This window comes from Streptomyces virginiae (assembly GCF_041432505.1).
Taxonomy (GTDB): Bacteria; Actinomycetota; Actinomycetes; order Streptomycetales; family Streptomycetaceae; genus Streptomyces; species Streptomyces virginiae_A.
The window spans coordinates 192202-217444 of record NZ_CP107871.1; the positions used below are offsets into that span (position 1 = coordinate 192202).

At 70.9% G+C, this 25243-nt stretch carries 20 protein-coding genes, 1 tRNA gene and 1 pseudogene; 11 read left to right on the forward strand and 11 right to left on the reverse strand.

The genetic code is table 11. From position 1 onward, the window contains the following. Nucleotides 1–28 precede the first annotated feature (28 nt). The 3 genes from OG624_RS00885 (at nt 29) to OG624_RS00895 (ending at nt 2048) form a co-directional block, all read left to right on the forward strand. Nucleotides 29–105: transfer RNA gene (locus OG624_RS00885), tRNA-Ala, on the forward strand. A 202-nt stretch (nt 106–307) separates the two neighbouring features. Then, the gene (locus OG624_RS00890; RefSeq protein WP_371586974.1) at nt 308–1012 is read left to right on the forward strand and encodes a hypothetical protein; all 705 of its coding nucleotides are present in this window, start codon (nt 308–310) and stop codon (nt 1010–1012) included. Nucleotides 1013–1136: 124 nt separating this feature from the next. Continuing rightward, a complete protein-coding gene (locus OG624_RS00895) occupies nt 1137–2048 on the forward strand; it encodes an ADP-ribosylglycohydrolase family protein (RefSeq protein WP_371638867.1) in 912 nt (303 codons plus the stop codon). A 157-nt stretch (nt 2049–2205) separates the two neighbouring features. Here the strand turns inward: OG624_RS00895 and OG624_RS00900 are convergent, their stop codons facing one another. Further along, complete coding sequence (locus OG624_RS00900) at nt 2206–3411, reverse strand: SMI1/KNR4 family protein (protein WP_033225574.1); 1206 nt, start codon at nt 3409–3411, stop codon at nt 2206–2208. 137 nt (nt 3412–3548) lie between these two features. On the opposite strand from OG624_RS00900, the gene OG624_RS00905 reads away from it, so the two are divergent. From OG624_RS00905 to OG624_RS00915, 3 genes are all read left to right on the forward strand, one after another. Further along, nucleotides 3549–5549, forward strand: coding sequence for a hypothetical protein (locus OG624_RS00905; RefSeq protein WP_051763840.1), 2001 nt, complete (start codon nt 3549–3551; stop codon nt 5547–5549). Between the two features lie 152 nt (nt 5550–5701). Beyond that, a complete protein-coding gene (locus OG624_RS00910) occupies nt 5702–7066 on the forward strand; it encodes a glutamate decarboxylase (RefSeq protein ID WP_033225572.1) in 1365 nt (454 codons plus the stop codon). A gap of 26 nt (nt 7067–7092) precedes the next feature. Continuing rightward, entirely contained in the window at nt 7093–7239 is a 147-nt protein-coding gene (locus tag OG624_RS00915) for a hypothetical protein (protein WP_158711950.1), read from the forward strand. Here OG624_RS00915 and OG624_RS00920 read toward each other — a convergent pair. The 6 genes from OG624_RS00920 to OG624_RS00945 all read right to left on the reverse strand — a co-directional run bounded on the left by OG624_RS00920 (nt 7236) and on the right by OG624_RS00945 (nt 14415). Then, nucleotides 7236–7784 (reverse strand): SMI1/KNR4 family protein, encoded by a 549-nt coding sequence (locus OG624_RS00920; RefSeq protein WP_033225570.1) that lies wholly within the window; start codon nt 7782–7784, stop codon nt 7236–7238. The two genes, OG624_RS00915 and OG624_RS00920, sit on opposite strands and share 4 nt — an antisense overlap. A gap of 1032 nt (nt 7785–8816) precedes the next feature. Next, complete coding sequence (locus tag OG624_RS00925; protein ID WP_371638868.1) at nt 8817–10007, reverse strand: cytochrome P450 family protein; 1191 nt, start codon at nt 10005–10007, stop codon at nt 8817–8819. A gap of 844 nt (nt 10008–10851) precedes the next feature. Beyond that, nucleotides 10852–11097 (reverse strand): hypothetical protein, encoded by a 246-nt coding sequence (locus OG624_RS00930; RefSeq protein ID WP_371638869.1) that lies wholly within the window; start codon nt 11095–11097, stop codon nt 10852–10854. A 294-nt stretch (nt 11098–11391) separates the two neighbouring features. After that, on the reverse strand, nt 11392–12198 hold the full coding sequence (locus tag OG624_RS00935; protein WP_371638870.1) for an alpha/beta fold hydrolase: 807 nt from the start codon (nt 12196–12198) through the stop codon (nt 11392–11394). Nucleotides 12199–12397: 199 nt separating this feature from the next. Then, the gene (locus OG624_RS00940; protein WP_033225562.1) at nt 12398–13303 is read right to left on the reverse strand and encodes an NADP-dependent oxidoreductase; all 906 of its coding nucleotides are present in this window, start codon (nt 13301–13303) and stop codon (nt 12398–12400) included. Nucleotides 13304–13344: 41 nt separating this feature from the next. Further along, nucleotides 13345–14415: an alkene reductase gene (locus tag OG624_RS00945; RefSeq protein WP_371638871.1), complete on the reverse strand. Its 1071-nt coding sequence runs from the start codon at nt 14413–14415 to the stop codon at nt 13345–13347. A gap of 241 nt (nt 14416–14656) precedes the next feature. Between OG624_RS00945 and OG624_RS00950 the strand changes: the two genes are divergently transcribed. The 3 genes from OG624_RS00950 (at nt 14657) to OG624_RS00960 (ending at nt 17151) form a co-directional block, all read left to right on the forward strand. Beyond that, nucleotides 14657–15190 carry a MarR family winged helix-turn-helix transcriptional regulator gene (locus OG624_RS00950; protein ID WP_033225558.1) on the forward strand — a complete coding sequence of 178 codons (534 nt, stop codon included), beginning with the start codon at nt 14657–14659 and terminating at the stop codon, nt 15188–15190. A gap of 533 nt (nt 15191–15723) precedes the next feature. Then, the gene (locus OG624_RS00955) at nt 15724–16299 is read left to right on the forward strand and encodes a hypothetical protein (protein ID WP_051763839.1); all 576 of its coding nucleotides are present in this window, start codon (nt 15724–15726) and stop codon (nt 16297–16299) included. Nucleotides 16300–16800: 501 nt separating this feature from the next. Continuing rightward, nucleotides 16801–17151 carry a hypothetical protein gene (locus OG624_RS00960; RefSeq protein ID WP_371638872.1) on the forward strand — a complete coding sequence of 117 codons (351 nt, stop codon included), beginning with the start codon at nt 16801–16803 and terminating at the stop codon, nt 17149–17151. Between the two features lie 49 nt (nt 17152–17200). On the opposite strand, the pseudogene OG624_RS43505 reads toward OG624_RS00960, so the two are convergent. Continuing rightward, nucleotides 17201–17505: pseudogene (locus OG624_RS43505) on the reverse strand (ATP-binding protein); the annotation flags it as partial. A 129-nt stretch (nt 17506–17634) separates the two neighbouring features. On the opposite strand from OG624_RS43505, the gene OG624_RS00965 reads away from it, so the two are divergent. Continuing rightward, entirely contained in the window at nt 17635–18447 is an 813-nt protein-coding gene (locus OG624_RS00965; protein ID WP_371638873.1) for a hypothetical protein, read from the forward strand. 1113 nt (nt 18448–19560) lie between these two features. Here OG624_RS00965 and OG624_RS00970 read toward each other — a convergent pair. Next, a complete protein-coding gene (locus OG624_RS00970; protein WP_033225555.1) occupies nt 19561–20649 on the reverse strand; it encodes a sugar ABC transporter substrate-binding protein in 1089 nt (362 codons plus the stop codon). A 535-nt stretch (nt 20650–21184) separates the two neighbouring features. Here OG624_RS00970 and OG624_RS00975 point away from each other — a divergent pair. Next, nucleotides 21185–22840: a serine/threonine-protein kinase gene (locus OG624_RS00975; protein ID WP_371638874.1), complete on the forward strand. Its 1656-nt coding sequence runs from the start codon at nt 21185–21187 to the stop codon at nt 22838–22840. Nucleotides 22841–22916: 76 nt separating this feature from the next. On the opposite strand, the gene OG624_RS00980 is transcribed toward OG624_RS00975, so the two are convergent. Continuing rightward, nucleotides 22917–24185: a hypothetical protein gene (locus tag OG624_RS00980; protein WP_371591922.1), complete on the reverse strand. Its 1269-nt coding sequence runs from the start codon at nt 24183–24185 to the stop codon at nt 22917–22919. Between the two features lie 178 nt (nt 24186–24363). Beyond that, nucleotides 24364–25110: an HAD family hydrolase gene (locus OG624_RS00985; RefSeq protein WP_371638875.1), complete on the reverse strand. Its 747-nt coding sequence runs from the start codon at nt 25108–25110 to the stop codon at nt 24364–24366. Nucleotides 25111–25243: the final 133 nt, after the last annotated feature.

A 25243-nucleotide genomic window follows, 5' to 3' on the forward strand; every position in this document is an offset into this window, starting at 1 on the left:
GAACGCATAAGGTGCACATACCACGGCGGGGGAGCTGTAGCGCAGAGGTAGACGCGCCCTCTTGGCAAGAGGGGAGGACGCCGGTTCGAATCCGGCCGGTCCCCCGCCGTGCAGTACCCACGAAAAGGCCGGCGCCAGGACGTGCCCCGGCGGCCGGTTGTGACCCGCAGGCCGGACGCAGCTCCCGCCCCGGCACGGGTCGTGCGGCGACCGGTGTGGGCTCATCGACAGTCCGACCCGCTGTCGGGCCGCTGTGCGGACGCCCGTACTCTCCTTCCGACCCGCTCCCCCACCTGAGAGAGCCGCTGTGCACACCGCTCACCGCCTGATCGCCGCCGTCGCCCTCACCGGTACCGCATCCCTGGGGCTCACCGGATGTCTGCCGTCCGAGCCCCTCCCCGGTCTGTCGGGCTCCCGCGTGCTGAACGACTCCGTGACCGCGCTGCGCGGCGCCTCCACGTTCACCGTCAGTGGGACGACTTCCAGCCAGGGCGTATCCACGCAGGTGAACCTGTCGATCAGCGGAACCGGCGAATGCAAGGGCACCCTCTCGACCCGGAGCGGCGGGAACATCGAAGTGGTCCGCACCCGGATTCACGCGTTCCTCCGCGGCGACGAGGCCTTCCTCCTCGCCCAGACGCAGGGCATGCCCGAGGAACAGGCGGGCCCGGCCCGCAAGGAGATGTCGGGCCGTTGGATGCGCATGGAGGCTTCGGACCCCTCCTTGAAGGGACTGACCAACCTGTGCGACCGGGACGGCCTGCTCCGGGACATGTACAGCGTCCCGGACGCGCAGAAGGGCGCGCTGACCGAGACCGACGGACAGGAAGCGGTCACGGTCAACTCGATGCAAGGGGTCTTCCTCGTGGCCACCAAGGGCGAACCGTTCCTGCTCAAGGCGACCACCAGCGGACCGAACGCGATCGATCTCGCCTTCACCGACATCAACCGGCCCGTACAGGTGGACGTCCCGGCCGACAAGGACGTCTACGACCCGGACGACATCGGCTGACACCCGCCGTACCCGGCCGGTACACAGCCCAGGCTCGGCCCGGCCCCGTTCACGGTGATCTACCAGCGGATCGCGAGGCGAAATCGAAATGTCAGGGGCACGGTCTCCTTGCCATACTGCTCCGATGATCAACTTGCCCACAGCCGCGCTGGACTCGTTGTCCGGGCTCGCCTTCGGAGATGCCTTCGGCGACCGCTGGTTCGGCATCCTGCGCCGCGAAGGCCCGGCCGCCCTGGAAGCACGGCTCCTGCCTCCGGAGCCGCTGTGGCGGTGGAGTGACGACACCGCCCAGGCGCTCGTTCTCGTCCGGGAGCTCGCCGAGGGCGGCGGCACCGTCGACCAGGACCGCCTCGCCCTGCGTCTCGCCGAGGCCTACGCCGACGACACGCACCGAGGCTACGGAGCCTCGATGCACGACGTGCTCCGCCGGATCGGCGCGGGCGAGCCCTGGCGGGACGTGGTCACCGAGCAGTTCGGCGGCCAGGGCTCCTGGGGAAACGGTGCGGCCATGCGCGTCGCCCCGCTCGGCGCCTGGCTTGCCGCCGATCTCGACGCCGTCGCCGAGCAGGCCGCCGGCCAGAGTGCGGTCTCACACCACCACCCGGAGGCCGTCTCCGGGGCGGTGGCGGTCGCCGTGGCCGCGGCGCTGGCCACGCGCAGCCGGGGCGGGGCCGCCCCGGCGCGGCCGGACTTCCTCCGGGCCGTCGCCGAACGGCTACCCGTCGGCGATGTCCGGTCCGGGGTGCGGATCGCGGCCCGCATGCCGGAGCACACCTCGGTCCGGCATGCCGCGGAGGTCCTGGGCTCCGGCTACCGGATGTCCGGGCCCGACACCGTTCCCTACGCCCTCTGGTGCGCGGCCGGGCACCTCGACGACCTGCACGAGGGCCTGTGGTTCACCGTCACCGGGCGCGGCGACATCGACACGACGTGCGCCATCGTGGGCGGGGTGATCGCCGCTCGCACGGGCGTGACCGCCCTTCCGCCCGCCTGGCACGCAGCCCGTGAACCGCTGCCCCCGACCATGTCGGCGTAGGAACCCGTCTCCGCGGGGCGATCCACCGCGCTGTGCGGCTGCGACCGCGGCGGACGGCGCGTACCCGCGAACGCTTACCCGCGAAGGGCGTCAGCCGTGCGGGTGTGGTCCCGGCGCACCGGCCGGACGGGCAACCGGACGGTCACCGGCCGGGGCGTCACCAGTAGGCGCGGTCGTCCCAGGACCGGAAGCCCGCGAACTCGACAGGGTCGTCGTCCTCGTCCAGGGCGGCGAACCCAGGTGTGACCAACGTGCCGCGCTGCCAGGCGAGGAGCGTGTCGATCAGGCCGTCTTCGAGTGGCGGTCCCTGGTGCGCGTGGCGGGGCCAGACGATCAGCGGCCAGGTGTCGGGATCCTCGCCCTCGGTGAGCCAGCCGAGGTAGTCACCGTCGATGGAGTTGGCGAAGGGAAGGAAGCCGCCGGGCTCGGGCCAGACGGCCAGCGGGTACCAGGTGGCGTCGGCGTCGCCGTCCTTGAGTTCCCGATAGGCGTCCGCTGTGTCCTCGACGTGCGTGAGGAAACGCCGCTCGCCGACCCGGAGCGGGGTGTGGAAACGCAGCCACTCGCTCCAGATACCCGCGCCGTACCCGTCCATCAGCCGCACGTACTCCCCCGGCAGCCGTGTGCCCAGCTCGGCGAACAGTCCCTCCCAGGAGCCGTTGCCGAGGTACGGCCGCTCGGGTGGCGGCGACAGCAGCCGCAGCCCGTCCGAACCGATGCCGGTCTCCAGCGCGATGCGGCGCTCGGCCTCGGTGAGCCGAGGCGGGACCGGCGCGGGCGGGATCCACGCCTCGGCGTCGGGGAGGAAGGCGGTCCGCGCGACGGTACCCGGCAGTGGGCCCATCAGCGGGCCGGGAGGAGAAGGGAGCTCCCAGGTGTCGCGGACGGTGTGCCGCAGATAGTCGGTGAGCGTCAGGTCGTACCGGTGCCACCGGAGCAGGCCGCTACCCGGCACCGCCCCCGAGTGCTGCACGACCACGGTCCACCGGTCGGGGTCGGCGGAGGCCGAGGTGTCCCAGAACAACACGTCGCTGCCCCTGGTGCAGCCCCAGGCCAACAGGCCGCCGGGCTCGGGGTGGAACACAGGCCGCTCGGCTTCGGGAAGCCCCCGTGTCTCGATCCGCGCCTGCCGGTGCGTCGTACGCAGCCACTCGCCGTAGTCGAAGCGGTCCCGCTGGACGCATGGCACGTGGATCCACACGTACTCACCGAAGTCCACCGGACCGTACCGGTCCGCGAACCGCTTGTAGTCAGCCGGCAGCCGCAGCTCGAGCCAGTGCTCGACGGCCGCCCAGTCGGTGGGTACGGAGGAGGGCGGGCGTTCGGATGAGGGGGTGGCAAACGTGCTTATGTCCGATGGCAATTGACGTCCTTCCAGCGTGCGCCATGTGATCGGCACATTCTTCCGTCTCCGCAAACCAGTCGGAAATCGGGCGGCGGCAGGTACGCGTCCCCGACAAGGGCGTGTGACCATCCCAAGATTCACTCGTTTGACGGGCCGTGGCCACAACACCGCGATCCGGTTCCCAGCCCCACGGCACCCAGCCCGCCTCCGCGACACCCTCCGCGCGCGGGGCGGTCGAGCGGGCCGAGGCCGTCCTGGTCGAGCGGTATCCGCGCCTGGTGCGCCTCGCCTACCTGACCCTCCCGACCTCCCTCGGTCGGCACACCCGCGTGCTCCTCGCGCACCGCGCCGTCCAGCAGGCCCTGCCCCGCGCGGGCGGTGGCCGCGATCCGGGCGCGCCGGGCGGCACCCTGGAGGAGCTGCGGGTACGGGTCGTGCGCGCGGCCCTCGCTCCGGCGGGCGCGGCCAGGGGGTTGCCGGCCCGGACCGGGTGGCTCCCCGCGCCGCCCTTCGTGTGGGGGCTGCGGCTGTGGCCCCCGGCGGGCGGGATCGACGAGGCGGCGGAGTTGCTGGGGGCGGCGCCGGGGCCGGTCCGGGCCGCTTTCGTGCTGCACCGGCTGGACGGACTGGCCGAGGAGGACGTGACCCGGCTGCTCGGCGCGGCCGGTGCGGCGGGGCCCGAGGAGGCGGTGCGCGAGGCGCGGGCGGTGGCCCCCGGCGCGCCGCTGCCGGCCGCCCTGCTGAACCCCGGGTTCGACGCCAGCGTGGTCAGCGCCCGTCCCACCGATCTGCTGCGGCGCCGCCGGCGGGTGCGCGCCGCGTGGGCCGCCGCCGTGGTGGCGGTCCTGGTCGCCGGAGTCCTCGTCGCCGGCGGCTCGCCCCCGCGCGGCCAGGCCGTCCCCGCCGCCGGAGCCGTTGCCGCCGGGGTGCTGGATCCCGCGCGGCTGGCCCGGGTACCGGCCGAGGCGTGGGCGGACACCGCCCGGGTGGACTTCACCGCCTGGCCCGCCCGGGGCGGCCGCACCGCCGACCGGGCGCTGCTCACGCGGGCCTTGGGCGCCTGGTCGGCCCGGCCCGGCGGGGTCCGCACCACTGCCGCGCCGGGCACCACGGCCGATCCGCCCGCACACCCGCCCCACCTGCTGTACGCGGGGGACGTGCCCGGCGACCCGGGGGCGACGGCCGTGGTGCTACTGCTCGACGCCGAGGGCGACCGCGTGGCGCGCTACACCGAATCGGCCGGGGGGCCGCACGGAACGCGGACCCTCGACGTCGCCCGCACCGACGAGGCGGGCGTCACCACCGCCGCCGCCCTCACCCTCACCCGAACCGCCGACGGCACGGCCGCGCGCTACCTGCTCGCGCCCTGGATCGCCTCCGCCGGAACCCGCGACCTGCTCCGCGCCGCCGACACCGCCCGGCCCCTCACGGTCGCCGCCGACGGGGTCACCGCCGCGGTCCCCGTACCGAGTGGGAGCGGGGGCTGCGGCGCGTGGCCCGTCGTCGAACTCACCTCCTCCGCCCGCATCGTGGAGAAGCACTCCTTCGTCCTGACCGACCTGGGCACGCTCGCCCCCGTCCACCTCACCTACACCCCGCTGCCGGACGGCCCCGGCGCCGTGCCCGCCCGGCAGCCCCGCGAGGCCACCGGAGCCGCGGCCCGCACCGCCTGGGCGGCCGGCGCGTGCGGACTACACACCCTGAGCGGAGGCGGGGGCGGGAGCGGGGTGCGGGCCGTCAACATCTGGGACTTCGCCGACTCCGACCTCCCGGACGGCGCGGGCCGGGCCGTCTGGAGCTGCACCCGCGCCTCCGGCTGGGCCGGCCCGGGCGACGTCCTCGTCCAGCTGCGCCCGCCCTCCGGACCGCCGCAGGAGGTCGCCCGCGCCCGGTCCACCGCCGCCTGCGGCCGCTTCGGCCAGCACCTGCTCGCGGGCACCCGCTGGCGCTCCCCGGCGGGCCGCTGGTATCTGCTCGCGGCGGGCAGCCGGGAGGTCACCGCCATCACCGCGAGCGGAGCCGTCCGTGCGGAGACCGGCGGTCGCAGCCTCGTGGCCCCCGTCGGCGCGGCGGGCGCCCCCGTGTCGCTGACGGCCCGGCTCGCGAGCGGAGCCCGGATCACCGCCCTCGACGGCGGCACGGGCGGCCGCGACTGAGCCCTGGAGGTGCGGGGCCCGCCGGGCCGGAGCGTGCGGGCGGCCTGCGCCAGGTCTCCCCTCGCCGCACGACTGGCCCGTCTGTGACGGTGTCGCCGGCCTCGCGGTGTGTCCCTCGACCGCGGCAGGCTCCGGCGCTGTTGAATCGAGGCATGACCAAGCGCGACGACTCGGCTCTGTTCGGCAACCGATTCCTGACGGTGCCCGCTCCCTCGGAGACCTTCCCCGAGGAAGGCATGGCCGCGACGGACGCGATGCGGCTCGTGGACGTGGATCTCGCCATGGAGGGCGACCCGCAGCGCAATCTCGCCACCTTCGTCACCACATGGATGGAGCCGGAGGCCCAACGGCTGATCGCCGAGAACCTTCACCGCAACTTCATCGACCACGCCGAGTACCCCATTTCCGCCGAGATCGAGCAGCGCTGCGTACGCATGCTCGCGGACCTCTTCCACGCGCCCGGCCGGACGACCGGATGCCGGACGCAGGGCTCGTCCGAGGCGATCATGCTCGGCGCGCTGTCGTTGAAGTGGAAGTGGCGCGAGCGCCGCCAGGCAGCCGGCCTTTCGACCGACCGGCCCAACCTGGTCTTCGGAGGTGACGTCCACGTCGTGTGGGAGAAGTTCTGCCGCTACTTCGACGTCGAGCCGCGGATCGTGCCGCTCGCCGAGGACAAGTACACGATCGGCCCGGAGGACGTCGAGCCCCGCCTCGACGAGAACACGATCGGTGTCGTCGCCGTCCTCGGCACTACGTTCACCGGCCACAAGGACGACGTCGTCGGGATCGACAAGCTCCTACGGGACGTTCGTAAGAAGCGGGACCTCGACATTCCGATCCATGTCGACGGCGCCAGCGGCGCGTTCGTCTGGCCCTTCCTCTACCCGGACTCGAAATGGGACTTCCGGCTGGAGCAGGTCCGTTCGATCAACGTCTCGGGACACAAGTACGGACTGGTCTACCCCGGCATCGGATGGCTGATCTTCCGCGAAGAGGCCGACCTCGCCAAGGACCTCGTCTTCTACGAGAACTACCTGGGCAAGACCGACGCAACGTTCACGCTGAACTTCTCGACCGGTGCGTCGATGGTGCTCGCGCAGTACTACAACTTCGTGCGGCTCGGCCGCCAGGGCTACACCTACGTCATGAAGGCGATGCAGGAGAACGCCCGCGCGCTGGCGGACAACCTGCGCGACAGCGGCCGCTTCGAAGTGATCGGGAGCGACCTGGAGCAGCTGCCGCTGGTCGCTTTCCGGCTCGCCGGCAAGCACGCGTACGACGAGTCCGACATCGCCTGGCAGCTCTCGGCCGAGCGGGGCTGGATGGTGCCGGCCTACACCCTCCCGCCCAACGCCGAACGGGTGAAGATCCTGCGCGCCCTGGTCAAGGAGACCCTGAGCCGCGAACAGGTCGACCGCCTGACCCAGGACATCGCCGACGCTTGCCGCACGCTGGACGACAAGGGAGCGGCCCACAGCATCGAGCGAACCCAGGTCAAGCGCGGCACCGGCTACTGACGCACTGTGACGGGACAGTTTTCCGCGTGACCGGCAATCGGCGACCGGCGGCCGGCGGCCGGCAATCGGCGGCCGTGAAGGTCCCCTTCGGGTTCGGCGGCACGCTCGTCCCGGAGGCCCTCGGCTTCGAGCGGGGCCTGCTGTCCGGCGTTGACCGCAGAGCCGCCGCCTAGAGGAAGTCGCGGGTCGGTTCGAAGGTGTGGTTGTCGGTGGGGAGCATCTCGTCGAACATGTTGCTGCGGATCTCGCCGGTCAGGGCCGCCTTGACGAACCGCACGCAGGAGACGGGGTAGTACTCCCATTCCGGTCCCCGCCCGGCATCGGCCATCACCGTCCAGTCGGCGGGGTCCTGGCCCTCTTGGGTGAGCCAGTACAGGAAGGCACCGGTGCCCTCGATGTGCGCGAACGGCACGAGGCTACTGGCGGGCTTCGCGAGTTGTGCCGGCTTGGGCTCGCCGCGGCCCTTCTCCCACAGCCGCTCAAGTACTTCGGCACGCTCCTGGATCATGGCGAAGAGATCGTATTCCTTGTCCTCGCAGTCGGGCTCCAGGATCCAGATCACCTCGTCGAACAAGCCTCCGCCATAGGTGTCGACGAGTTGGCGGTAGTCCTCGGGAAGGTCATGGCCGAGTCTGCTGTGGACGGCCGACCAGTCCCGAGGGGCTGCTTCCTGCTGCGGAGGTACGAGCTGGACGAGGGCTTCCACGGCGGGGTGCACTTCGGTGCTCCTGAAAGTTGGCCGGTGCGTTCGATGTAGCGGGGTGATTCGAACATCACTGTCGCAGGTCGAGGAGGACGACATGTATCCGTCCGGTCCGACGGTCCGCGTAGCGCGGCCGGCCCCTCGTACCCGTACCTGAAGGCGGAACCGTTGCTCGCCGTCCAGGAGGTGATGTGGTCTCTGCCGTCGTGCGTGGATCGCTGGAGCGAGGCGCGGAGTTGACGACGGCATCCAGGTGACCTGTGCCGTTGCCGTTGCGTTCCTCGATCTCCGTGATCCAGAACGCCGGTGAGGCGTTGTACGGGCTGCCGCGAAGTGGCACAGGTGTCTACGATCCGGTCTCCCCACCGTGGGAGAACGGCCGATGGGAACCCTTGCTCGTAGTATTCGGCAGCGGCGATCCGGCCGGTCCATGAAACGTGTCCCTCGTAGACGCCCGGCCTTGGAAGAGACATCTCCGCCGCAGGTCCGAACGCGAACTGGCCGATCACCAGGATCCCGGTCTCCGACTCAAGACTGACTTCTGTGAAGCCCTCTGCCTCGCCGGGCGAAGGCTGCGGTTCGTCCCACACCCGAACAGTTGCCTCCACCTCCAGGTCGGATTGCAGGCTGAAGAGATAGAGGTGGTAGCCGTTGCTGCCGACAACGCTGCGTTCCGCGGCGGCCACGGCCGTGCTGTCGGTGCGGTAGGCGTCAGAGTCGTAGATCTCGACCATGCGGTGGGACGGGCGGGCGAGGGTCGTGCTCTGGGTGAGTAGCGTCATGATTCATGGCCTGCCATGCAGGGGGTGATCTTGAAATGGCAGGCGTCATTGTCAATCAGAAGATCCTCCAGTGCTGAGGAACTGGACTGCTTCGGGAGATCGCGGACGGCATCGTCCCTGCCGGCAGGCGGCCTTCACCAAGATCCGTCCCATGACGTAGGCCCTGATCACCATGCTTCCGAAGGTGTCACACAAAGCGCGCGCCGATCGCCGCACGCATCGGACGGCCTTCACTCACTTCACGAGCGGCGGCAGTGTGCCGTTCCTAGGCGGGCGGCCGCGCGGTCTTGTACTCCACCGGCAGCTCGAGGAGGCCACGGGCACGCATGGACGGCCGCCACCGGGGTTCTGGCTCGGCCAGCGTCAGGCTGGGGAACCGCTCGAGGAGTGCGGCCAGCGCAATCTCGACCTCGGCCCTGGCCAGCGGTGCACCCAGGCAGTAGTGGATGCCGTGGCCCAGTGCCAGGTGCCCGGAGGCGTCGCGGTCGACGTCGAGCTGCTCGGGGTGGGGGAAGCGGGCGGGATCGCGGTTGGCAGCAGACAGCGACAGCAGGACGGTTTCCCCCGCAGGAATCCTGACGTCTCCGATCGTCACGTCCTCGGTGGGGAAACGGCGGATCCCCAGAAGCGCGGGCCCTTCGTAGCGCGCCAGTTCCTCGACAGCCTCGGAAATCTTCGACGGATCCGTACGGAGGCGTGCCAGTTGCTCGGGATGGCTCAGGAGTGCGTGCACGGCATTTCCGATGAGCTGGACGGTGTTCTCGTATCCGGCGCCGAGGATGAGGAAGGCGAGCGACGTCAGTTCGTCCTCGCTGAGCCGGTCGCCGTCGCTGTCGCGAACCTCGATCAGGTCGGAGAGCAGGTCGGCGGCAGGGTGCCGGCGCTTGTGCGCTATGAGCTCGGTGAAGAAGGCGAGCATGACGCCGATCGCCTGCTTGGCGGCCTGCGGGCGGCTGGGGTCCGGTGCGATCAGCTCGTTGGTCCAAGCGCGGAAGTCCTTGCGATGGTCGTCCGGGATGCCGAGGAGGTCGCAGATGACGGTGATCGGCAGCGGGGCGGCGTATGCGGTGATGAGGTCGGTTCGACCCTCCGTGCCGAGCACGTCCAGCAGGCGGTCCGCGGTCCGCCGTATCGGGGCGCGCAGCGCGTTCATGCGGCGGGGCGTGAAGGCCCTGCTGGCGAGCTTGCGGATGCGGGTGTGGTCGGGTGGATCCATGTTCAAGAGGTTGGCGTCCAGGGCCGACGGCAAGGACAAGCCGCGGTAAGAGCCTTCCGCGGCGTTGGTCTTGTCGAGGGAGAGCCGCGGATCCGCAAGGGCTGAGCGTACGTCCTCGTACCGTGTGACGAGCCATGCCGGTTCGCCGGTGGGCCCTGCGATGCGCTGTACCGGCGCAGTGTCACGCAGATGCCGGTACGCATCGTGCGGGTGCTTCAAAAGGTCGCCTTGTAGATCCATGGGACCACCCTAATTTGTGGCTTCGGCCGGACAACGGCCGCACCGAAGCCAGAACATGGGCCCCGAAGGTGTGGCCACGACGACGCATCGTGATGATGGACGCAAGGACCCGCGGCCGGCTATATCCCTCGCTCGACAACTGGCTGAACGCGCGCTGAGGGCGCTCCTGGACCGGAGCAGCGGCCACAACCGACGCCTGGTCGGCGGCTTCTTCCGGGACCCTGCGCAGTCACGATGCGAGAGGTCCCTGCAGCAAAAGGCCCCGGTCTCCGTGAGGAGGCCGGGGCCTTGATCGAGCGCTGGGCAGGCCTTGCACCTGCATTCCCCCACGGGAAGTGGGATGTCTTTCCTTGGACCACCAACGCCAGGCTCCACAACCACTGTCCGGGCCGCGAGCTCAAGATCCACTATACCGCAGGAACTGTCCGGGGCGAGAACGGGAGGGGTTCGGCCCCAGGATCAGGTGTGCGTGCGAGACCGTCCAGGATCAGCCCGGGAGGGAACCGCCCCTTGGGCCACCGCCCCAGCCTCGCGTCTACCGCATGCAAGGCTCAGCCTCCGTCCAGGGTTGGTCAGTCGGTGTCGCCCAGGTCCAGTCGCTCACCGAGGCCGACTGCGGCGAAGGCCGCGATCAGTTGGTCGCGGCCTTCGGTGGGCGCAGCTGTCGTAGTGAACGGGGACGGCCCGGCGGGCTTCGAGGATCTTGGCGGCTTCGGCGGCCAGGGCGCTGTCCAGGCCGAGTGGTTCGCCGGCCGCCGTGACGCGGACACCTCCGAAACGGTGTTGCTGTGCCCGCAGCAGTACCGATCCCAAGGCCGCGTGAAGTCGGAGGTCCTGCTGCCAGTCACTGGGCCTCGCCGCTTCGTACATTTCCCCGGTACGTCACTGCGTCGGGGCCGATACCCAGGGCGGTGGGAAGGGTGTTGATCGCGGCTTCGTCGTCCTCGGTGTCCTTGAGAACGCACACGATGGTGCCCTTCAGGAGGCTGGTGTTCAGCCGGTAGAGAGCGAAGTGGATCCCCCTGATCTGGACCACCGCCACATCGACCTCGGAGAGCTCTTGCCAGCCGTGCTCGATCAACAGCCTCAAGCGATGCGCCAGGGCCTCCGACGGAGGCGCGAGGCAGGCAACTTCACGTAGCAGGCCTGCTACGTACCACCACATGCTCGTCTGCCACGCAGGGTTCGGGTTCGGACACGCCGAGATGGGCGCCGGCATCGGGCCGGCCGCGTGGCAGGGCCTGAGTCACCGCCGGGCAGTTGCGTCCGCTGCCGGGCGGCGGCCGCGGCCCGCCGATCCCCGGATCCGCATCTCGGCACCAGCCTGGTGGCGTGGCTCCGCGCACAGGCGCTGGGCGCGATGCAGGCGTTCGACGCGTTCTGCTCAGGCGCTGTGTCGGGCGAGGAAGGTGGTGATGAGCTTCTGCCATTCCTCGGGGCGTTCCACCATGGGCAGGTGGCCGGTGTGGATCTCCACGAGCTGGGCGCCGGGGATGGTGTCGGCGAGTTGGCGGTGCAGGCGGGTGGAGGTGAACCGGTCCTGGGTGGTGGAGATGACCAGGGTGGGTGCCTTGATGTGCGGCAGGTCGTCGCGGACATCGACCCGGGGGGCCAATTCGGCGTGCTCGGGGGTGCCGTCGGCGACGCTCGCGGCGGTGAACCCTATTGCCTGCTGGAGCTGCTCGGCCGGCATCGCCTCCAGTGCGTCGGCGCCCAGGGCCATCATCGTCAGGTACTCGGCCAGCACTTCGCGGTTGCCCGACTCGGCCAGCTTGCGCCAGATCGGCAGGGCGAGAGCGAGGTGGTTGTCCCGGTAGGGGAAGGTCGCGGTCAGCACGAGGGCGGTGACGCGTTCGGGGTGGCGGGCTGCCGCGCGGATGGCGACGGGACCACCGAGGGAATAGCCGGACAGCGCGAAGGTGTCCAGGCCTTCGGCGACGGCGGCGGCGACGAGCTGGTCGGCCAGGTCGTCCAGCGACAGCGGCGTGGTGGAGCGGGGGGTGTCCCCGCTGCCGGGGTAGTCGATGCCGACGACGGTGTGGTGGGCGGCCAGGCCCTCCAGGATCGGTCCGTAGGTGCCGGCCACGCTGCTGCCGGCGCCGTGGGCGAGCGCGAGACCGGGGCCGGAGCCGGAGCCGGAGCCGAGAACGGTGCGGGCGAAGGTGGCTTCGGGCAAGGTGCGTGCGGACATGGGTGTTCCAATCTGCGGGTGTGGGGGTCAGGTCGTGCGGTGCTCGGGCCGCCGGCGGATCCTCTGCGGTGCCGGTGTGGCGGTGTGTCGTTCGGTGGGGCGCACGGATCGGATCCGGGGATGGAGGATTGTGGCCCCGGGGCCGCCTCGCCCGTGTGAGCAGCACGAGGCGGCAGCATGGGAGGTGGGAGGTGGGAGGTCAGGGCAGCAGGACGGCCTTGCCGCGGTTGCGGTGGGCTTCCAGGTCGGTGTGCGCGGTGGCGGCCGCCTCGAGCGGGTAGGTCCGCCAGATGGGCAGGGTGAGGGTGCCGTCGGCGGCCAGTTCGACCAGCTGCGGCAGAGCGTCCTCGGTCGAGTCGGTGCTGCCGGCGCTGAAGCGGACGCCGTGTTGTGCGGCGGACATGTCGGCGATGGTGATGACGTGTGCGCTGTCGCCGGTCAGGGCGACGGAGTCGGCGAGGACACCGGCGCCGGAGGCGTCGAGGACGAAGTCGACTCCCTGGGGTGCCGCGGCCTTCACCCGCTGCGGCCAGCCGTCGCCGTAGCGGACGGCGGTGGCGCCGAGGGCGGTGACCCGCTCGACGTCGTGTTCGCCGACCGTCGCGACGACGGTGATGCCGCGGGTGACGGCCAGCTGCGCCGCGATGATGCCCACGCTGCCGCCGGCGCCATGGACGAGGAGGGTCTGCCCCTTGCGCACGCCCAGCTGGGCGAGGACACGGGACGCGGTCCGGCCGACGGTCACCAGCGATGCCGCGACCTCCCAGGACAGTGCTGCGGGCTTGGCCACCGGCCGCTCGAGCAGTGCGTACTCGCTGTAGCTGCCGCCCGCGGTGGCGCCGAGGACCTCATCGCCCACGGCCGCGTCGGCTCCCTCGCCGACCGCGTCGACGACACCGGCCGCGTCCAGTCCGGGGACCACGGGGAAACGGGCCGGGACGGCACCGGCCATCAGGCCGGAGCGGATCTTCATGTCGAGCGGGTTGACGGAGGCGGCGCGTACTCGGATCCGGACCTGGCCCGGGCCGGGCTCCGGTGCGGTGATCTCCGACAGTCGGAGCACCTCGGGGGTGCCGTACTCGGAGAAGGTGATCGCTTTGGTCATCAGGAACTCCCAGGTGAGGGCCCCGCAGGTGGGGCCGCCGCTCAAGCGGTGAGGGTGGGGTAGTCGGTGTAGCCGCGGTGGTCGCCGCCGTAGAAGGTGGCCTGGTCCGGGGTGTTGAACGGACCCCGGGCGGCGAGGCGCCGGGGCAGGTCGGGGTTGGCGAGGAACAGTGCCCCGTAGGCCACCATGTCCGCGGTCCCGTCCTCGATCAGATCGAGCGCGTCGAGGCCGGTGACGTCGGGGTGGGTGAACGGGTTGAGGATGAACGTGCCGGGCCATTCCTTGCGCAGCCGGGGGGTCAGTGCGGAGTCGGGGCCCTCCATCAGGTGCAGATAGGCGAGGTCCAGACCCGCGAGCCGGCCGAGCAGGGCCTCGTAGACCTCGCCCGGGTTGTCCTCGCCGATGTCGTTGTAGCGGTTCCCGGGCGAGATACGCAGACCGACCCGCCGACCGCCGATCGCCTCGGCCACGGCGGTGACGACCTCGACGGCGAAGCGGATCCGACCTTCGGTGGAGCCGCCCCAGGCGTCGGTGCGGTGGTTGGTGTTGTCCGCGAGGAATTGGTGGATCAGGTAGCCGTTGGCGCCGTGGATCTCCACGCCGTCGAATCCGGCCTCGACAGCGTGGTGCGCCGCGGTCGCGAAGTCGGCGACGGTCTGCCGGATCTCCGCCTCGCTCAACTCCTTCGGCGTGACGAAGTCCTGCGGACCCTGGTGGGTGTAGACCCGCCCCTGGGCGGCGACCGCCGAGGGCCCCACCGGCGTCAGCCCGTCGGGCAGCAGGCTGGGGTGGCCGATCCGCCCGGTGTGCATCAGCTGCGCGAAGATCACCCCTCCCTCGTGGTGCACGGCGTCGGTCACCGTCCGCCAGGCCCGCACCTGGCCCGGCGTGTGCAGGCCGGGGGTGTCGGGGTAGCCCTGGCCCACGGGTGAGGGCTGGACACCCTCGGTGACGATCAGCCCGGCGCCGGCCCGCTGCGCGTAGTAGGTCGCCATCAGCTCGGTCGGCTCCGCGCCCGGGCCGTGGGCGCGGCTGCGTGTCATCGGCGCCATCACGACTCGGTTCGCGAGGCGCGTGCCGCCCAGGACGATCGGATCGAAAGCGGTGGTCATGGTCTCTCCCTCGGGGTGGGTGGCGCTCTGCGGGCTGGGCGCGCCGTGACCCACGCGAGCTGTTTACTGTCCGAACAAGTAAATTACCTGTCTGAACAGTAAACCCGCTTTCCGCTGCCTGGCAAGTGAGGCGTGCAGCACCCTCTACCTGTCCATATGCGCCATCTGATGAGCGGAACCCCTACCGATGGACCCGGATGAAGGTAGAGTTCTCCTGTCCAAACAGGAGAGTGGGGAAGAGATGGCCGAGTCCACATCCGAGGCCGAGCGGGATGCAGGCGTGACGGAACGGGAAGCCACCGTGCCGGTCCCCGGTGCGGCCGCAGGCGGACCGATCAGTCATGCGATCTTCCGGCTGGCCCGACTGCACCGCATGTTCGCGGGACAGCTACTGCGCCGCATCGGTCTGCACCCGGGCCAGGAACTGGTCATGATGCACCTCTGGGAACTCGGTCCCCAGCGCCAGATCGACCTGGTGCGTCTGATGGACTCCGACGCCGCGACGATGACCCGTACGGTCCGTCGCCTCGAACAGGCCGGCTTCGTCCGGCGCCGCCCCTCGCCCACCGACAAGCGCGCCTCGCTCATCGAACCGACGGCGGCCAGCCACGCCCTGCGCCAGGAGGTGGAGCGGGTCTGGATCCAACTCGAGGACATCTCGGCCACCGGCTTCTCGGACGAGGAGCGCGCCGATGCCCTCGCCGTCCTGGAACGCCTGGAACACAACCTCGTACGGGCCGACGCCCGGGCTTCGGAGCCGGACACGGAGCACTAGAAGGCGAGGGGTGCGCCGCCGTCCGAGGTCATGGGCTCCGGTGTCCGCGCCGCAGGCATCGGGCCGCACGTCGCTCGTCCGCGGATTCCGGCATCGGGCTGTCGCCTCCGGGGAAGGGTCGTTGCGGCCGGGACGACCGCGGATGAAAGGCAGTGGCGTCGGGTACCACTTGCCCGTAGGGGTCGGTCGGCTCCGGCTCGTCGGCGTCTCCTGCGCAGCGGGAGCCCAAGTTCTGGAGGCCGTCCATGCGCCGGGAACGTCGGGTGTTCTACCGGGTCCGAACGCACCCTGCGCGTCCCGTATCGCGTACAGCCGGTCGACCTCGACGCTGGTGAGCCGCTCACCGGCGGTCTGTTTGGCCCGGTCCCGCCACACCGCCACAACCGCTCGATCCTGGCCACGGTGTTCCCTCTCAGGCCGGCGGCGGCGCGGCGCGCCTTCGGGGAATCCGTCGACCAGGAGCTTGTCGCTGTCTTCAGCCGTCGGGGGCGTTCTCACCATGTAGGCGCCTCTCCTGCACTGAAGGGAAGTCAATGAGCTCGATCAGCGAAGCACTCCCCCTCGTCGGTGTCGTCGTGGGTGCCGCAACGTCGTATCTGGTCAGCAGTGCGAACGAGCGCACCCGGTGGCGTCGGCAGCAGTCGGTCCGCTGGGACGAGCGGCGGCTGAACGCCTATGCCGAGTACGGCCACGCGGTCAAGGCATTGGCGCATCGCTACCTGCGCATCGCTGTCTTCCGCGGGATCGCGACGGGGTCCGCCCCGTTGGAACCCACCGATGAGCTGCTCGACGAGCTGGGAGAGGCTGAGAGCCATCGCTCGGCTCTGAGCGAAGGGCTCTGGCTGTTGGGCGACGCGGCGACCAACGCCGCCACGGTCCGGGTGAACCACTCTCTGTGGCATCTCGAGTGGCTGGCCCGGGGTCTGATCCCCGCGGACGCCGGAGCATGGGACACGGCGTTCGCGGAATATCGGACCGCCCGCCAGGAGTACCTCGAACTCGCGCGAGCCAGTCTTGACCTGCCCTCCGGGGAAACACGGTCGGATGTCGCCTGGCCGCCGCCCTGGCGGACTCCGCCGGACCCCGCCCGAAGGCATCCGGGAGCATGACGCGCGTCCGGTTCAGCCCCGGTGGGACTCTCGCCGGGCCAGTCGCGTGCCGCCGGTGGTTCCGGTGGTTTCGACCGCCCGAAACTCAGAAATCGGCATCGACGCCGCGGGTACGCACAGCCAGTACAGGGTCGACGGGCTTCACCAACTCCTGGTGAGCGACCGCCAGGAGCTGCGCCGGCACTTCGCCCATGAGTACCCCCGCTATGCATGCGGGGGCATGTGTCGGAGACAGCCCGACCACCTTCCGGCGAAGGGCACGGGCAGCGGCCGTGCGCACACCCGCCGCTCCAGCTGCCGTCCGTAGCTCGTCGTGGAGATCATCCACCGGAGTGCGCACCGGCAGCCGTCGGACACGACCGCGATGGTCGTCCTCCCAAGCCCCCTTGAGCTGGAAACGGACTCCGTGTGGACGGTCACATGATTCCCCAGGTCAAACGGCACGCAGCTTCCCGGTCGCCGACGGAAGTCTCTCGCGGAGGAGGGTAGAGAATGATCCCCATGAGTTTCGATCTTGCGGTTCTGGCGATGGACGCGTCGGCTGACGCCGCGGCAGCGCGTGCGATGTTCGAGCGGTGCACCTCCGTCAATCACGCCGACCGTGACCTCGATGAGCGGATAGTCGGGTTCTATGAGCGGTTGCGCTCGCAGTTCCCGGACCACCCGCCCCATTCAGCGGACTCGCCCTGGATGTCGACGCCGCTGACAGTCGGCGTCGACCACGTGATCATGAACCTGAGCTTCTCCTCCAAGAGTGACGCCGCGATCAAGGCGATCGAGGAACTCGCCGAGAGGTACCGGCTGGTCCTATGGGATCCTCAGTCTCAGGACGCCTACCTGCCGAACAACTGACTCACGGGCCCGGTGGCCGTCAGGCCTTCACGCCACTTCCGCCGGAGTTCTACGGGCGCTTGTCGGGCCGGAAGCTGGACCCGTTCATGATGGCCTGATGGCTGGTGTTGATCCGCCGGTCCAGTAGCGATTCCGCGACGATGGGGGTGGGGGAAGAGCGGGTACCAGTCGCTGGGCGCCCGGTTGCCGGTGATGATCAGGGACCGGCCCTGTCGCTCGCTGACCAGTTCGTAGAGGTCATCGGCCCTGGCACGCTCCGAGCCGGCCCACGGCGAAGTCGTGGATGAGCACGTCGGGCCGCACCGGTTCACGGATCCGCTCGCCCCAGGTGCGGTCCGGGTGGCGACCGGCGAGGCAATCCATAGATCGCACGCGGAGAAGCGGCGGACGTACGGTCCCCCGCGTCACGGCCGATCCGCGTACGGGTAGAGTCGCGCTCTTCGGGCCCGAGCGGCCCGGAGTCCCGGCGAGGCACCAGCGACCATGACCGTACCCGTACCCGTACCCGTACCCGAACTCGGCCATGGCGCCGCCCCGGCCGACCGCGCACGGCTCGACCGGGTATTGGACCGGCTGGCCGTCACCTTCCGCGGGATGACCGCGCGGGCCGACGAGGCCCAGTGCGAGTGCCACTGGGGCAGCCCGGAGGAGCTCGCCCTGCTGAAGCTCCCCGACACGGAACTCGACCTCGACCTCCTGCACCGCACCTGGAGCGCGCCCGACTGGAGCGACCACGGCGCCGTGCTGCGTCGCGTCCTGCCGCAGTTCGCCCGCGTACTGACCGGCGGCCTCGGCGCCTACGCCTACGACATCGACAAGGTCGGCATCTCGTTCCACCGCGCCGCATGGCAGCAGTGGCCCGCGCCGCAGAGCGCGGCAGTACGGGAGTTCCTGCACGCCTGGTGGGCCCACGCCCTCCTCACCCCGGACCCCGCGGTCCCCGTGCACGAACTCCTCCCGCTGTGCGCCGAGGCCTCCGCCGACATCGGCCCCTGGCTGGCGGTCTGGGACGACCTGCGCCACCCGGTCGCCGACCGACACCTCACCGACATGATCGACAAGTGGGAATGGGACCTCCTGGAGGACGCACTCCCGTGGCGTTCGTGGTTCGTCTGGTCGGAGGAGGAAACGGAAGCCGTACGGACCGAACTGACCGCCTGGCTCGCTCGCGAGGCCCCCGCACGCCTCCGCGCCACCGGCGCATCCGCCGAACTCCGGCACGCCGCACGCCTGCTCGGCCTCCCCCACGCCGACCGCTGGGAAGACCCGCACGCACCACGCCACCGCTACGCCTGACGCGGCCACCCCCGGAGGCGCTGGTGGGCCTACGTCGAGGACATGGCGGTGATCCGGCAGACGTCTGAGGCTCTGGCCCGGGTGGGGACGGTGGCCGGCCATGGGGCTTGTCGCTCACGCGGTTGCCGAGGCTGACGACAACCAGGCCGTCCGGCTGTGGACCGGGGTGCATGACGCGGTCGTGGGATCGGGCGTGGGTGGACGGCACGAGGTGTTGATCTGCACGACCTGCCTGCGGGCCGGTTCATGCATCCGTGAGAAGACCGTGCCCTGTGGGGCGCGGCGAACTCGGTGGCTGTCGAGAGCACGGAGCCAGCTGTGTACCCCGGGCCCCGGGGCGCCGGCCGGCGCTCTCCGCAGGCTGGCCCGCGCCGCGCGGGTGTCGCTGCGTGCCCTTGCGGAGCCCGGCGGTCAGGACGGGCGGAGCACCAGGGCGTACGTCGCCGGGCTGCACGCCACTGGGCAGGCCGCGGCTCCCCCGCTCCGAGGCGAACCGCACCCCGCCGACGGGATGCCCTGGGCCGGCCGCCGCCAGGTGCTCGGCGACCGCTACGAAGCCACCGTCCTCGTCGCGGCCATCAAACGAAGGGTGGTCAGCGGCACGGCAATCAGATCGCCTCATGACCACCGACTTCACCGTGCGCGCCGCCCGGCCCGTCGATGCGGACCGCCTGGCCGAACTCCGCTGGATGTTCAAGCAAGAGGACCACTAAGGGCGACCACCGACCCCCGCTCGGCCCCTGGAAGGGGCCGAGCGGGGGATCCGCGACCGGCTCAGCGACGGCCACCGGTTGGCCTGGGTCGCGGAGACCGAACGCGAAATCTGCGGTCACGTCTTCCTCTGCCTGGTGGAGCGGATGCCGGATCCCTACGAGGACTCCGCGCTCCTTTGGAGGATGCAGCAGTATCACGCAGCACAGGCCTCGATGACAACGATGTCGACCTCCGTCCAGGTCCGGCGGTGACGGGAACGTGCAGGCCGGCGGCGACAGTCGCACGCCTGCACCCCGCGCGGACATGCCACCGGCTCAACCCACACATCCGTACCCGGCGCCCCACCCACGGCCGTGAAGGCCTTGGCAGGCCGCGACGGGCCCTGCCGGGGCTTCCGTCCTATTCCAGGCCGATCCCGTCGCAAGCGGCCTTGAGGGCCGGGGTGCAGATCTCGTCGACGGTGTAGACGTTGTCGAGGACCAGGGTGGTCCTGATGTTGTCGCGGGTCACGGACACGCCGAGGATGAGGACGGCGGGGACTCGCTTGGTGGTGGGGCTGCTGACCACCTGGTTGATGATTCCGTCGATCTTCTCGCCCTGCGCGAGAAGGACGGCGATCTCGGCCGCGGACTCGGCCTCACGGGAGTAGGGCTTGTAGACGCTCATGAACTGCTCGCCCACGACGATGCGCTGCACTGCGGCGAGTTCGGTGTCCTGACCGGTGACCGGCGGCAGGGGGGACACACCGGCGGCCTTGAGGGCGGCGATGATGCCCCCGGCCATGCCGTCGTTGGCGGAGTAGACGCCGACGATCTTGTCCTTGCCGAGTGCGGAGATCGCCGCCGTCATGTTGGCGCTCGCGTTCTCCCGCTTCCACTCGGCGGTGTCGTACTCCTTGCCGACGGTCACCTTGCCTTCGAGGACGGCGCGGGCGCCGGCCTTGTAGCGGGCGGCGTTGGGGTCGGTGAGGGCGCCGTGCATCATGACTATCTTCCCGTTTCTGGCTCTCTCGCCCAGGGAATCCAGCAGGGTCTTGCCCTGGAGGCGGCCGATGTCCTCGTTGTCGAAGGAGACGTACGCATCGACCGGGCCCTCGGCCAGGCGGTCGTAGGCGACGACCGGGATGCCCGCCGCCTTGGCCTTCGTCACCGCGCCGGCGATCGCCTTGGAGTCCACCGCGTCGACGACCAGGACATCGACCTTGCTCTCGATCATCGCGTCGGCCTGGGCGTTCTGCTTGGCCGCGTCCCCCATCGCGTTGGCGTAGACCACCTTGCCCTTGCCGAGGGTCAGCAGGGAGACCTTCTTCTCCATGAGCGGCTTGTCGAACTTCTCGTACCGCGCGGTCTCGTTCTCGGGGAGCAGCAGGCCGATCGTGACACTGTTGCTACTGCTCGCCTTGCCCTCCTCGGTGGTGCCGCAGGCGGCGAGAGTGGCGACGAGCGCGAGCGCGGTCAGAGCAGTGGGGGTACGCAGATACGGGTTCATGCGGTGGAACCTCCCTGACGTGGCCGATTCGCACGGCCGAGGTGGCGCGGAACACCCTGCCCTTTCCGCTGCGCCGGAGGGTACCGCCTGCGGAAACGGAGCCGACGTCCGGCCCCGGCAGGCCGGCATCGTTCTCCGGTTCCCGCGGTGTCCGGCTGCCCCGGTCCCGGGGCTCGGGACGGTACCCCAGGCCGTAGAGATGCACTCCGGCCGGTCGGGGGCTGCCGCCGGTGATCGCGACCGGCACGGTCGGCGTCACCGCATCCGGAATCTGCGGAAGGCGCGCCCGTACCCGAGCGCGCGGTGTGCCCGAGGTGGCCGGGGTGGGCGTCCCGCACGCCGAGGTACCGCGGGCGGGCCGGGTGCGCGCGCCGGCAGGTGGGCGGGAGGAGGGAAGGGGGGCTTGCCGTGCCGGCCTGCCGTGCTCCCCCGGGGCGGGCGGGGCGCAGGTCCGTCCCTTAGGGTCCATCACGGCGGCTCTGAGGGCGGTCCGCACGGTGCGGGCCGGCAAGGGCTGCGGGGGCAGGGGGAACTGATGGAGTCATTGCGGCCCGGAGACCCGTCGGAGATCGGCGGGTACCGTCTGCTGGCGCGGCTCGGGTCGGGTGGCATGGGCGAGGTGTTCCTCGCCCGAACGGCCTCCGGACGGGCACTCGCCCTCAAGACCGTTCACCGGGAACTCAGCCGGGACGCGGACTTCGCCGAACGCTTCGACCGCGAGATACGCACCAGCGACCGGGTGCGGTCCCCGTGGACGGTGTCGGTGGTGGACTTCAGCCCGCCCGGGGCGTCCCCGCAATGGCTGGCGACCGAATACGTACCCGCTCCGTCCCTGGCGGACTGGGTGCACGGCTGGGGCCCGCTGGATGCACCCGCCGTCCGACGTCTGGGGCAGGAACTGTCCGCGGCACTGGTGAGTGTGCGCGCCGCCGACGTCGTCCACCGTGACATCAAGCCCGCGAATGTGCTTCTCGGTGCTGAACGTCCCTTCCTCATCGATTTCGGAATCGCCCGCACCGTCCACGACCCGCGACACACCCGCACGGGCACGGTCATCGGCACACCCGGCTTCCTCGCACCCGAGCAGGCCACCGGCACGATCGCCGGAGCTGCGGCCGACGTGTTCTCCCTCGCCGCGGTCCTCGTGTACGCGGCGACCGGCCGCAGCCCTTTCCTCGGCCAGGGCGAGGAACTCGATCTCCCCGCCCTCCTGTATCGGATCGTGCACGACGAACCGCGACTCGAAGGCGTACCCGAGCCACTACGCGCCCTGCTCCAGGACTGCCTCGCCAAGGACCCGCGACAACGCCCCGACCCGCAAGAGATCGCAGCCCGCCTCGGCGACGGCCCCGAACCGGCCTGGCGATCGACCGCACCGCAGAGCCTGGTGGCCGAAACCGACCGCCGGGCGACCGAACTCCACCGACTCCTCACCCTCCCGAACACCACCGGGACGGACCACAGCGCTCCCCCCGCACCCACCCACGCTCCTGTGCCGCTGCCACCGCCACCACCCCTTCCGCTGCCGTCGGCCGGGGCGGGGATGCCCGCGGGCGCCGCCACCCCGGCGTACTCCCCCGCCCCGGCCCCCAGGCGCGGGAGCGGACGGGCGGTCCTGCGCTCGCGGACGGCCGGGGCCGCAGCGGGCGCGGCCGCCGTCGCCGCAGCCATCGCACTCGCGCTATGGCTCCCCGGAGCGCTTCAGGGCGGGAACGGCGATGGGGACGGCGGGGACGGCGGGCGCGGAACACCCGCACCGAGCACCCCCGCGCAGTCGACGGGGGCGGTGGGGGCGCTGCCCGCCACATGGGCCGGTACGTGGACGGGCGTCGGACCCGGAACGCCGGACGCGGACGGCGTGTCCCGAGCCAGGACCGGTCAGTTCACGGTCACCGTCACCCTCAACGGCGGGGCGGTGGGCGAACTCGTCGGGCGCCAGGTCAGCATCGTCCACGAGACCGTCAGCGGACAGAACCTCGGGTGCACCGAAGCCCTCCAACTACGACAGGTCCGTGGCGACAACGCTGTGTTCGAAGCCGCCACCAGCCACCCCACCGACCCCTCCGCCGCGATCCAGTGCCCCCGGGGCAACCTCTACGTACTGACCAAGGCCGACACCGACCGACTCACCCTCGAAATCGAAGGCAGCCAATCCACCGGCGCACCCACCAGCCTCACCCGCCAACCATGACCTGCACGGCCGGGACCGGCGTGGGGCGTGACCGGCCTCCCGGTCCGACCACGCCGGTCCTGGCCGGTCCCTGTGCTCAGGTACGGACGGCCCGGGGCAGACTCGGCGCACGCGAGGCGTCCAGGCGTGCCTGCGTCAACCGTAGGAAACGGGGGTCGAGCGCGGGCAAGGCCCGCAACACGGCGACCAGTTCGGGACCCGACTCCACCACGGACGCCCGGTCCTTGAGCTGGGTCCAACAGTACAAAGCGCCCGCAGCAGCCGCATGGACCTCCGGGTCTGCCACGCCCTGACCGGCCAACCGGGCCCGGCACGCCCCGATCCACAACCCCGTGGCCAACGGGAAGTCACCGGCCATCCGCGCGAGATCCGCCCGGATCTCCGCCCACTCGACCGCCTCCACCGAGGAGGACCCGTACGTGTGCTGCACGTGCTCCTCCCAGGCTCGCGCGAGAGCCGCCGCCTCGCGATGGCGACCCGCCGTCGCCAACGCATGGATGTGCGGCCGCGGATCCCCACCCGACACCCCGCCCGACACCCCTCCGAGCAGCGACCCGCCAGCTGGGGCAGGAATCGCACCGGCGTTCGGGGTGGAGTCCGGCCCGTTCCCGTTCGCCGGCCACCGCTGCCCGCTCGGCCGGTACGGGTCGGGCGTCGGCGGGGCCGGGCGCATGCTCAGCTCGTGGGCGGTCGGTAGGACCAGAGCGCCCGGTGGAAGGCCCGCGGCCCCCGCCGCGAGGGCATGCAACTGCACATCGGCCGGCCGGGCCGGACCACGACGCAACTGCTCGATCCAATGGCGGGTGTACCCGCTGACCGCACCGTCACCCGCGGCGAAACCCGGCGGACACACCACCCCGTAGACCTCCGTACCCGCGGACACGGGCAGCCCCCCGCACTCCCGCAGCACCGGCCACGCGTCCCCGTCCGCGACCAGATCGACGAGCACCGTCGTCACCCCCGCCGGACGCCCGCGCAGCTCACCGCCCAACCACTCCCACGGCAAGGCCGTGTAACGGACGGCCGATCGCGTCGTCCCCGCCAACGCCAGATACAACCGGCCGCGCCGATCCGCGGTGAGCCGGCCCGACAGGTAGACCAGCAACGGACCCGGCGTCGCAGCCGCCGAACGCAGCCGTGTCAGAACCGTGTTCGGATCACGGGCCCCGTCCAGGCACACCGTGTCCGTGGGAAGCTCACCGCCAAGCAACACCGAAGCCGGCACCATCGCGAGAGCCGCGAGATTCGCGCTCGGCGCCAACTGCACCGTGCGGCGCCGCACGACGGCATCTCCGGCTATCAGGAGGACATGCCCCCGCCGCTGCCCCGAACCGTAGAAGTACATGAACAGACCGTACTCACCCGGCAGGCACCACCACCAACAAGCACCGCTCCTTGCCCGCACGCGGACCTGCGACATGAGAGCGGAAGTGGGCAGAAGACACGGGAACACCCATTCCACCAGGCTCTCCCCGACACCCGACACCAGCGCCCCGACAGGCACCGGGCGTGAAGGTCCTGCCCTATTCCGCCGTGCTGATGAGGCGGTCGATCGCCGTGGCGAAGTCCTCGGTGATGTGAGTGGGGCGGGAGGAAGCCTGCTCCCATGCCCGGCCGTTCGACACCCAGATGCTTCGGAGCCCGAGCGCGTCGGCGCCGGCGATGTCGGCATGCGCGGAGTCGCCGATGACCCACGCCCCGACGAGGGGTACCCCGACGGCGTCGGCGGCAGCGTGGAAGATCTTCGGGTCGGGCTTCTTGAAGCCGACCTTCTCCGAGATCACCCAGCCCTGGACGAGCCGGTCCAGTCCGGTACGGAAGATCTTGGCCTCCTGTTGGACGGTGCGGCCGTTGGTGACGATCACACAGGCCCAGCCGTCGGCCGACGCCCTGCTCAAGGCTTCGCGGGCAACATCCGTCAGCACGACGTGATCAGCGCCGCCACGGTCGAGCAGAGCTTGGACGGCCGTGGCCGGCACCCTGCCCCGGAACCGGTCGTTCATGGCCACGGCGACGTCGGGACGGGCCGTATACCCGCCGGCGTCCACTGCCATCACCCACGTCACATCCGTGGCGGGCAGGTGATGCTCAGCGAGGAACGCGGTGACAGCGTCGCGGAACGCGGCGTCACGGTCGACCAACGTGTTGTCGAGATCCAGCATCAGCAACGGCACGATCAGCAGTAGACCACGGGCGGCGATCGAGTCCGGACTCCAGCCCGGCCGGTGATCCACCTCCTTGGAGACGAGGGCACGCCGTTCACCGACCACCTGGTCTACGCTCGGTCCGATGATCCAGAACGGGAACCAACTCGGCGCCGCCCCAGCGCGGATCGGGCCGACGCCCGCGGGAACTCCCGCCTCCGGGCCGTCCCTCGACACCGCCACGGACCCGTTCGGCAGG

Excerpts from the sequence above, each read along its gene's own strand:
- OG624_RS00895 (WP_371638867.1), top strand. The coding sequence starts at position 1,137 with ATGATCAACTTGCCCACAGCCGCGCTGGACTCGTTGTCCGGGCTCGCC.
- OG624_RS00910 (WP_033225572.1), top strand. The coding sequence starts at position 5,702 with ATGACCAAGCGCGACGACTCGGCTCTGTTCGGCAACCGATTCCTGACG.
- OG624_RS00925 (WP_371638868.1), bottom strand. The coding sequence starts at position 10,007 with ATGGATCTACAAGGCGACCTTTTGAAGCACCCGCACGATGCGTACCGG.
- OG624_RS00935 (WP_371638870.1), bottom strand. The coding sequence starts at position 12,198 with ATGTCCGCACGCACCTTGCCCGAAGCCACCTTCGCCCGCACCGTTCTC.
- OG624_RS00940 (WP_033225562.1), bottom strand. The coding sequence starts at position 13,303 with ATGACCAAAGCGATCACCTTCTCCGAGTACGGCACCCCCGAGGTGCTC.
- OG624_RS00945 (WP_371638871.1), bottom strand. The coding sequence starts at position 14,415 with ATGACCACCGCTTTCGATCCGATCGTCCTGGGCGGCACGCGCCTCGCG.
- OG624_RS00950 (WP_033225558.1), top strand. The coding sequence starts at position 14,657 with ATGGCCGAGTCCACATCCGAGGCCGAGCGGGATGCAGGCGTGACGGAA.
- OG624_RS00955 (WP_051763839.1), top strand. The coding sequence starts at position 15,724 with ATGAGCTCGATCAGCGAAGCACTCCCCCTCGTCGGTGTCGTCGTGGGT.
- OG624_RS00960 (WP_371638872.1), top strand. The coding sequence starts at position 16,801 with ATGAGTTTCGATCTTGCGGTTCTGGCGATGGACGCGTCGGCTGACGCC.
- OG624_RS00965 (WP_371638873.1), top strand. The coding sequence starts at position 17,635 with ATGACCGTACCCGTACCCGTACCCGTACCCGAACTCGGCCATGGCGCC.
- OG624_RS00970 (WP_033225555.1), bottom strand. The coding sequence starts at position 20,649 with ATGAACCCGTATCTGCGTACCCCCACTGCTCTGACCGCGCTCGCGCTC.
- OG624_RS00975 (WP_371638874.1), top strand. The coding sequence starts at position 21,185 with ATGGAGTCATTGCGGCCCGGAGACCCGTCGGAGATCGGCGGGTACCGT.
- OG624_RS00980 (WP_371591922.1), bottom strand. The coding sequence starts at position 24,185 with ATGTACTTCTACGGTTCGGGGCAGCGGCGGGGGCATGTCCTCCTGATA.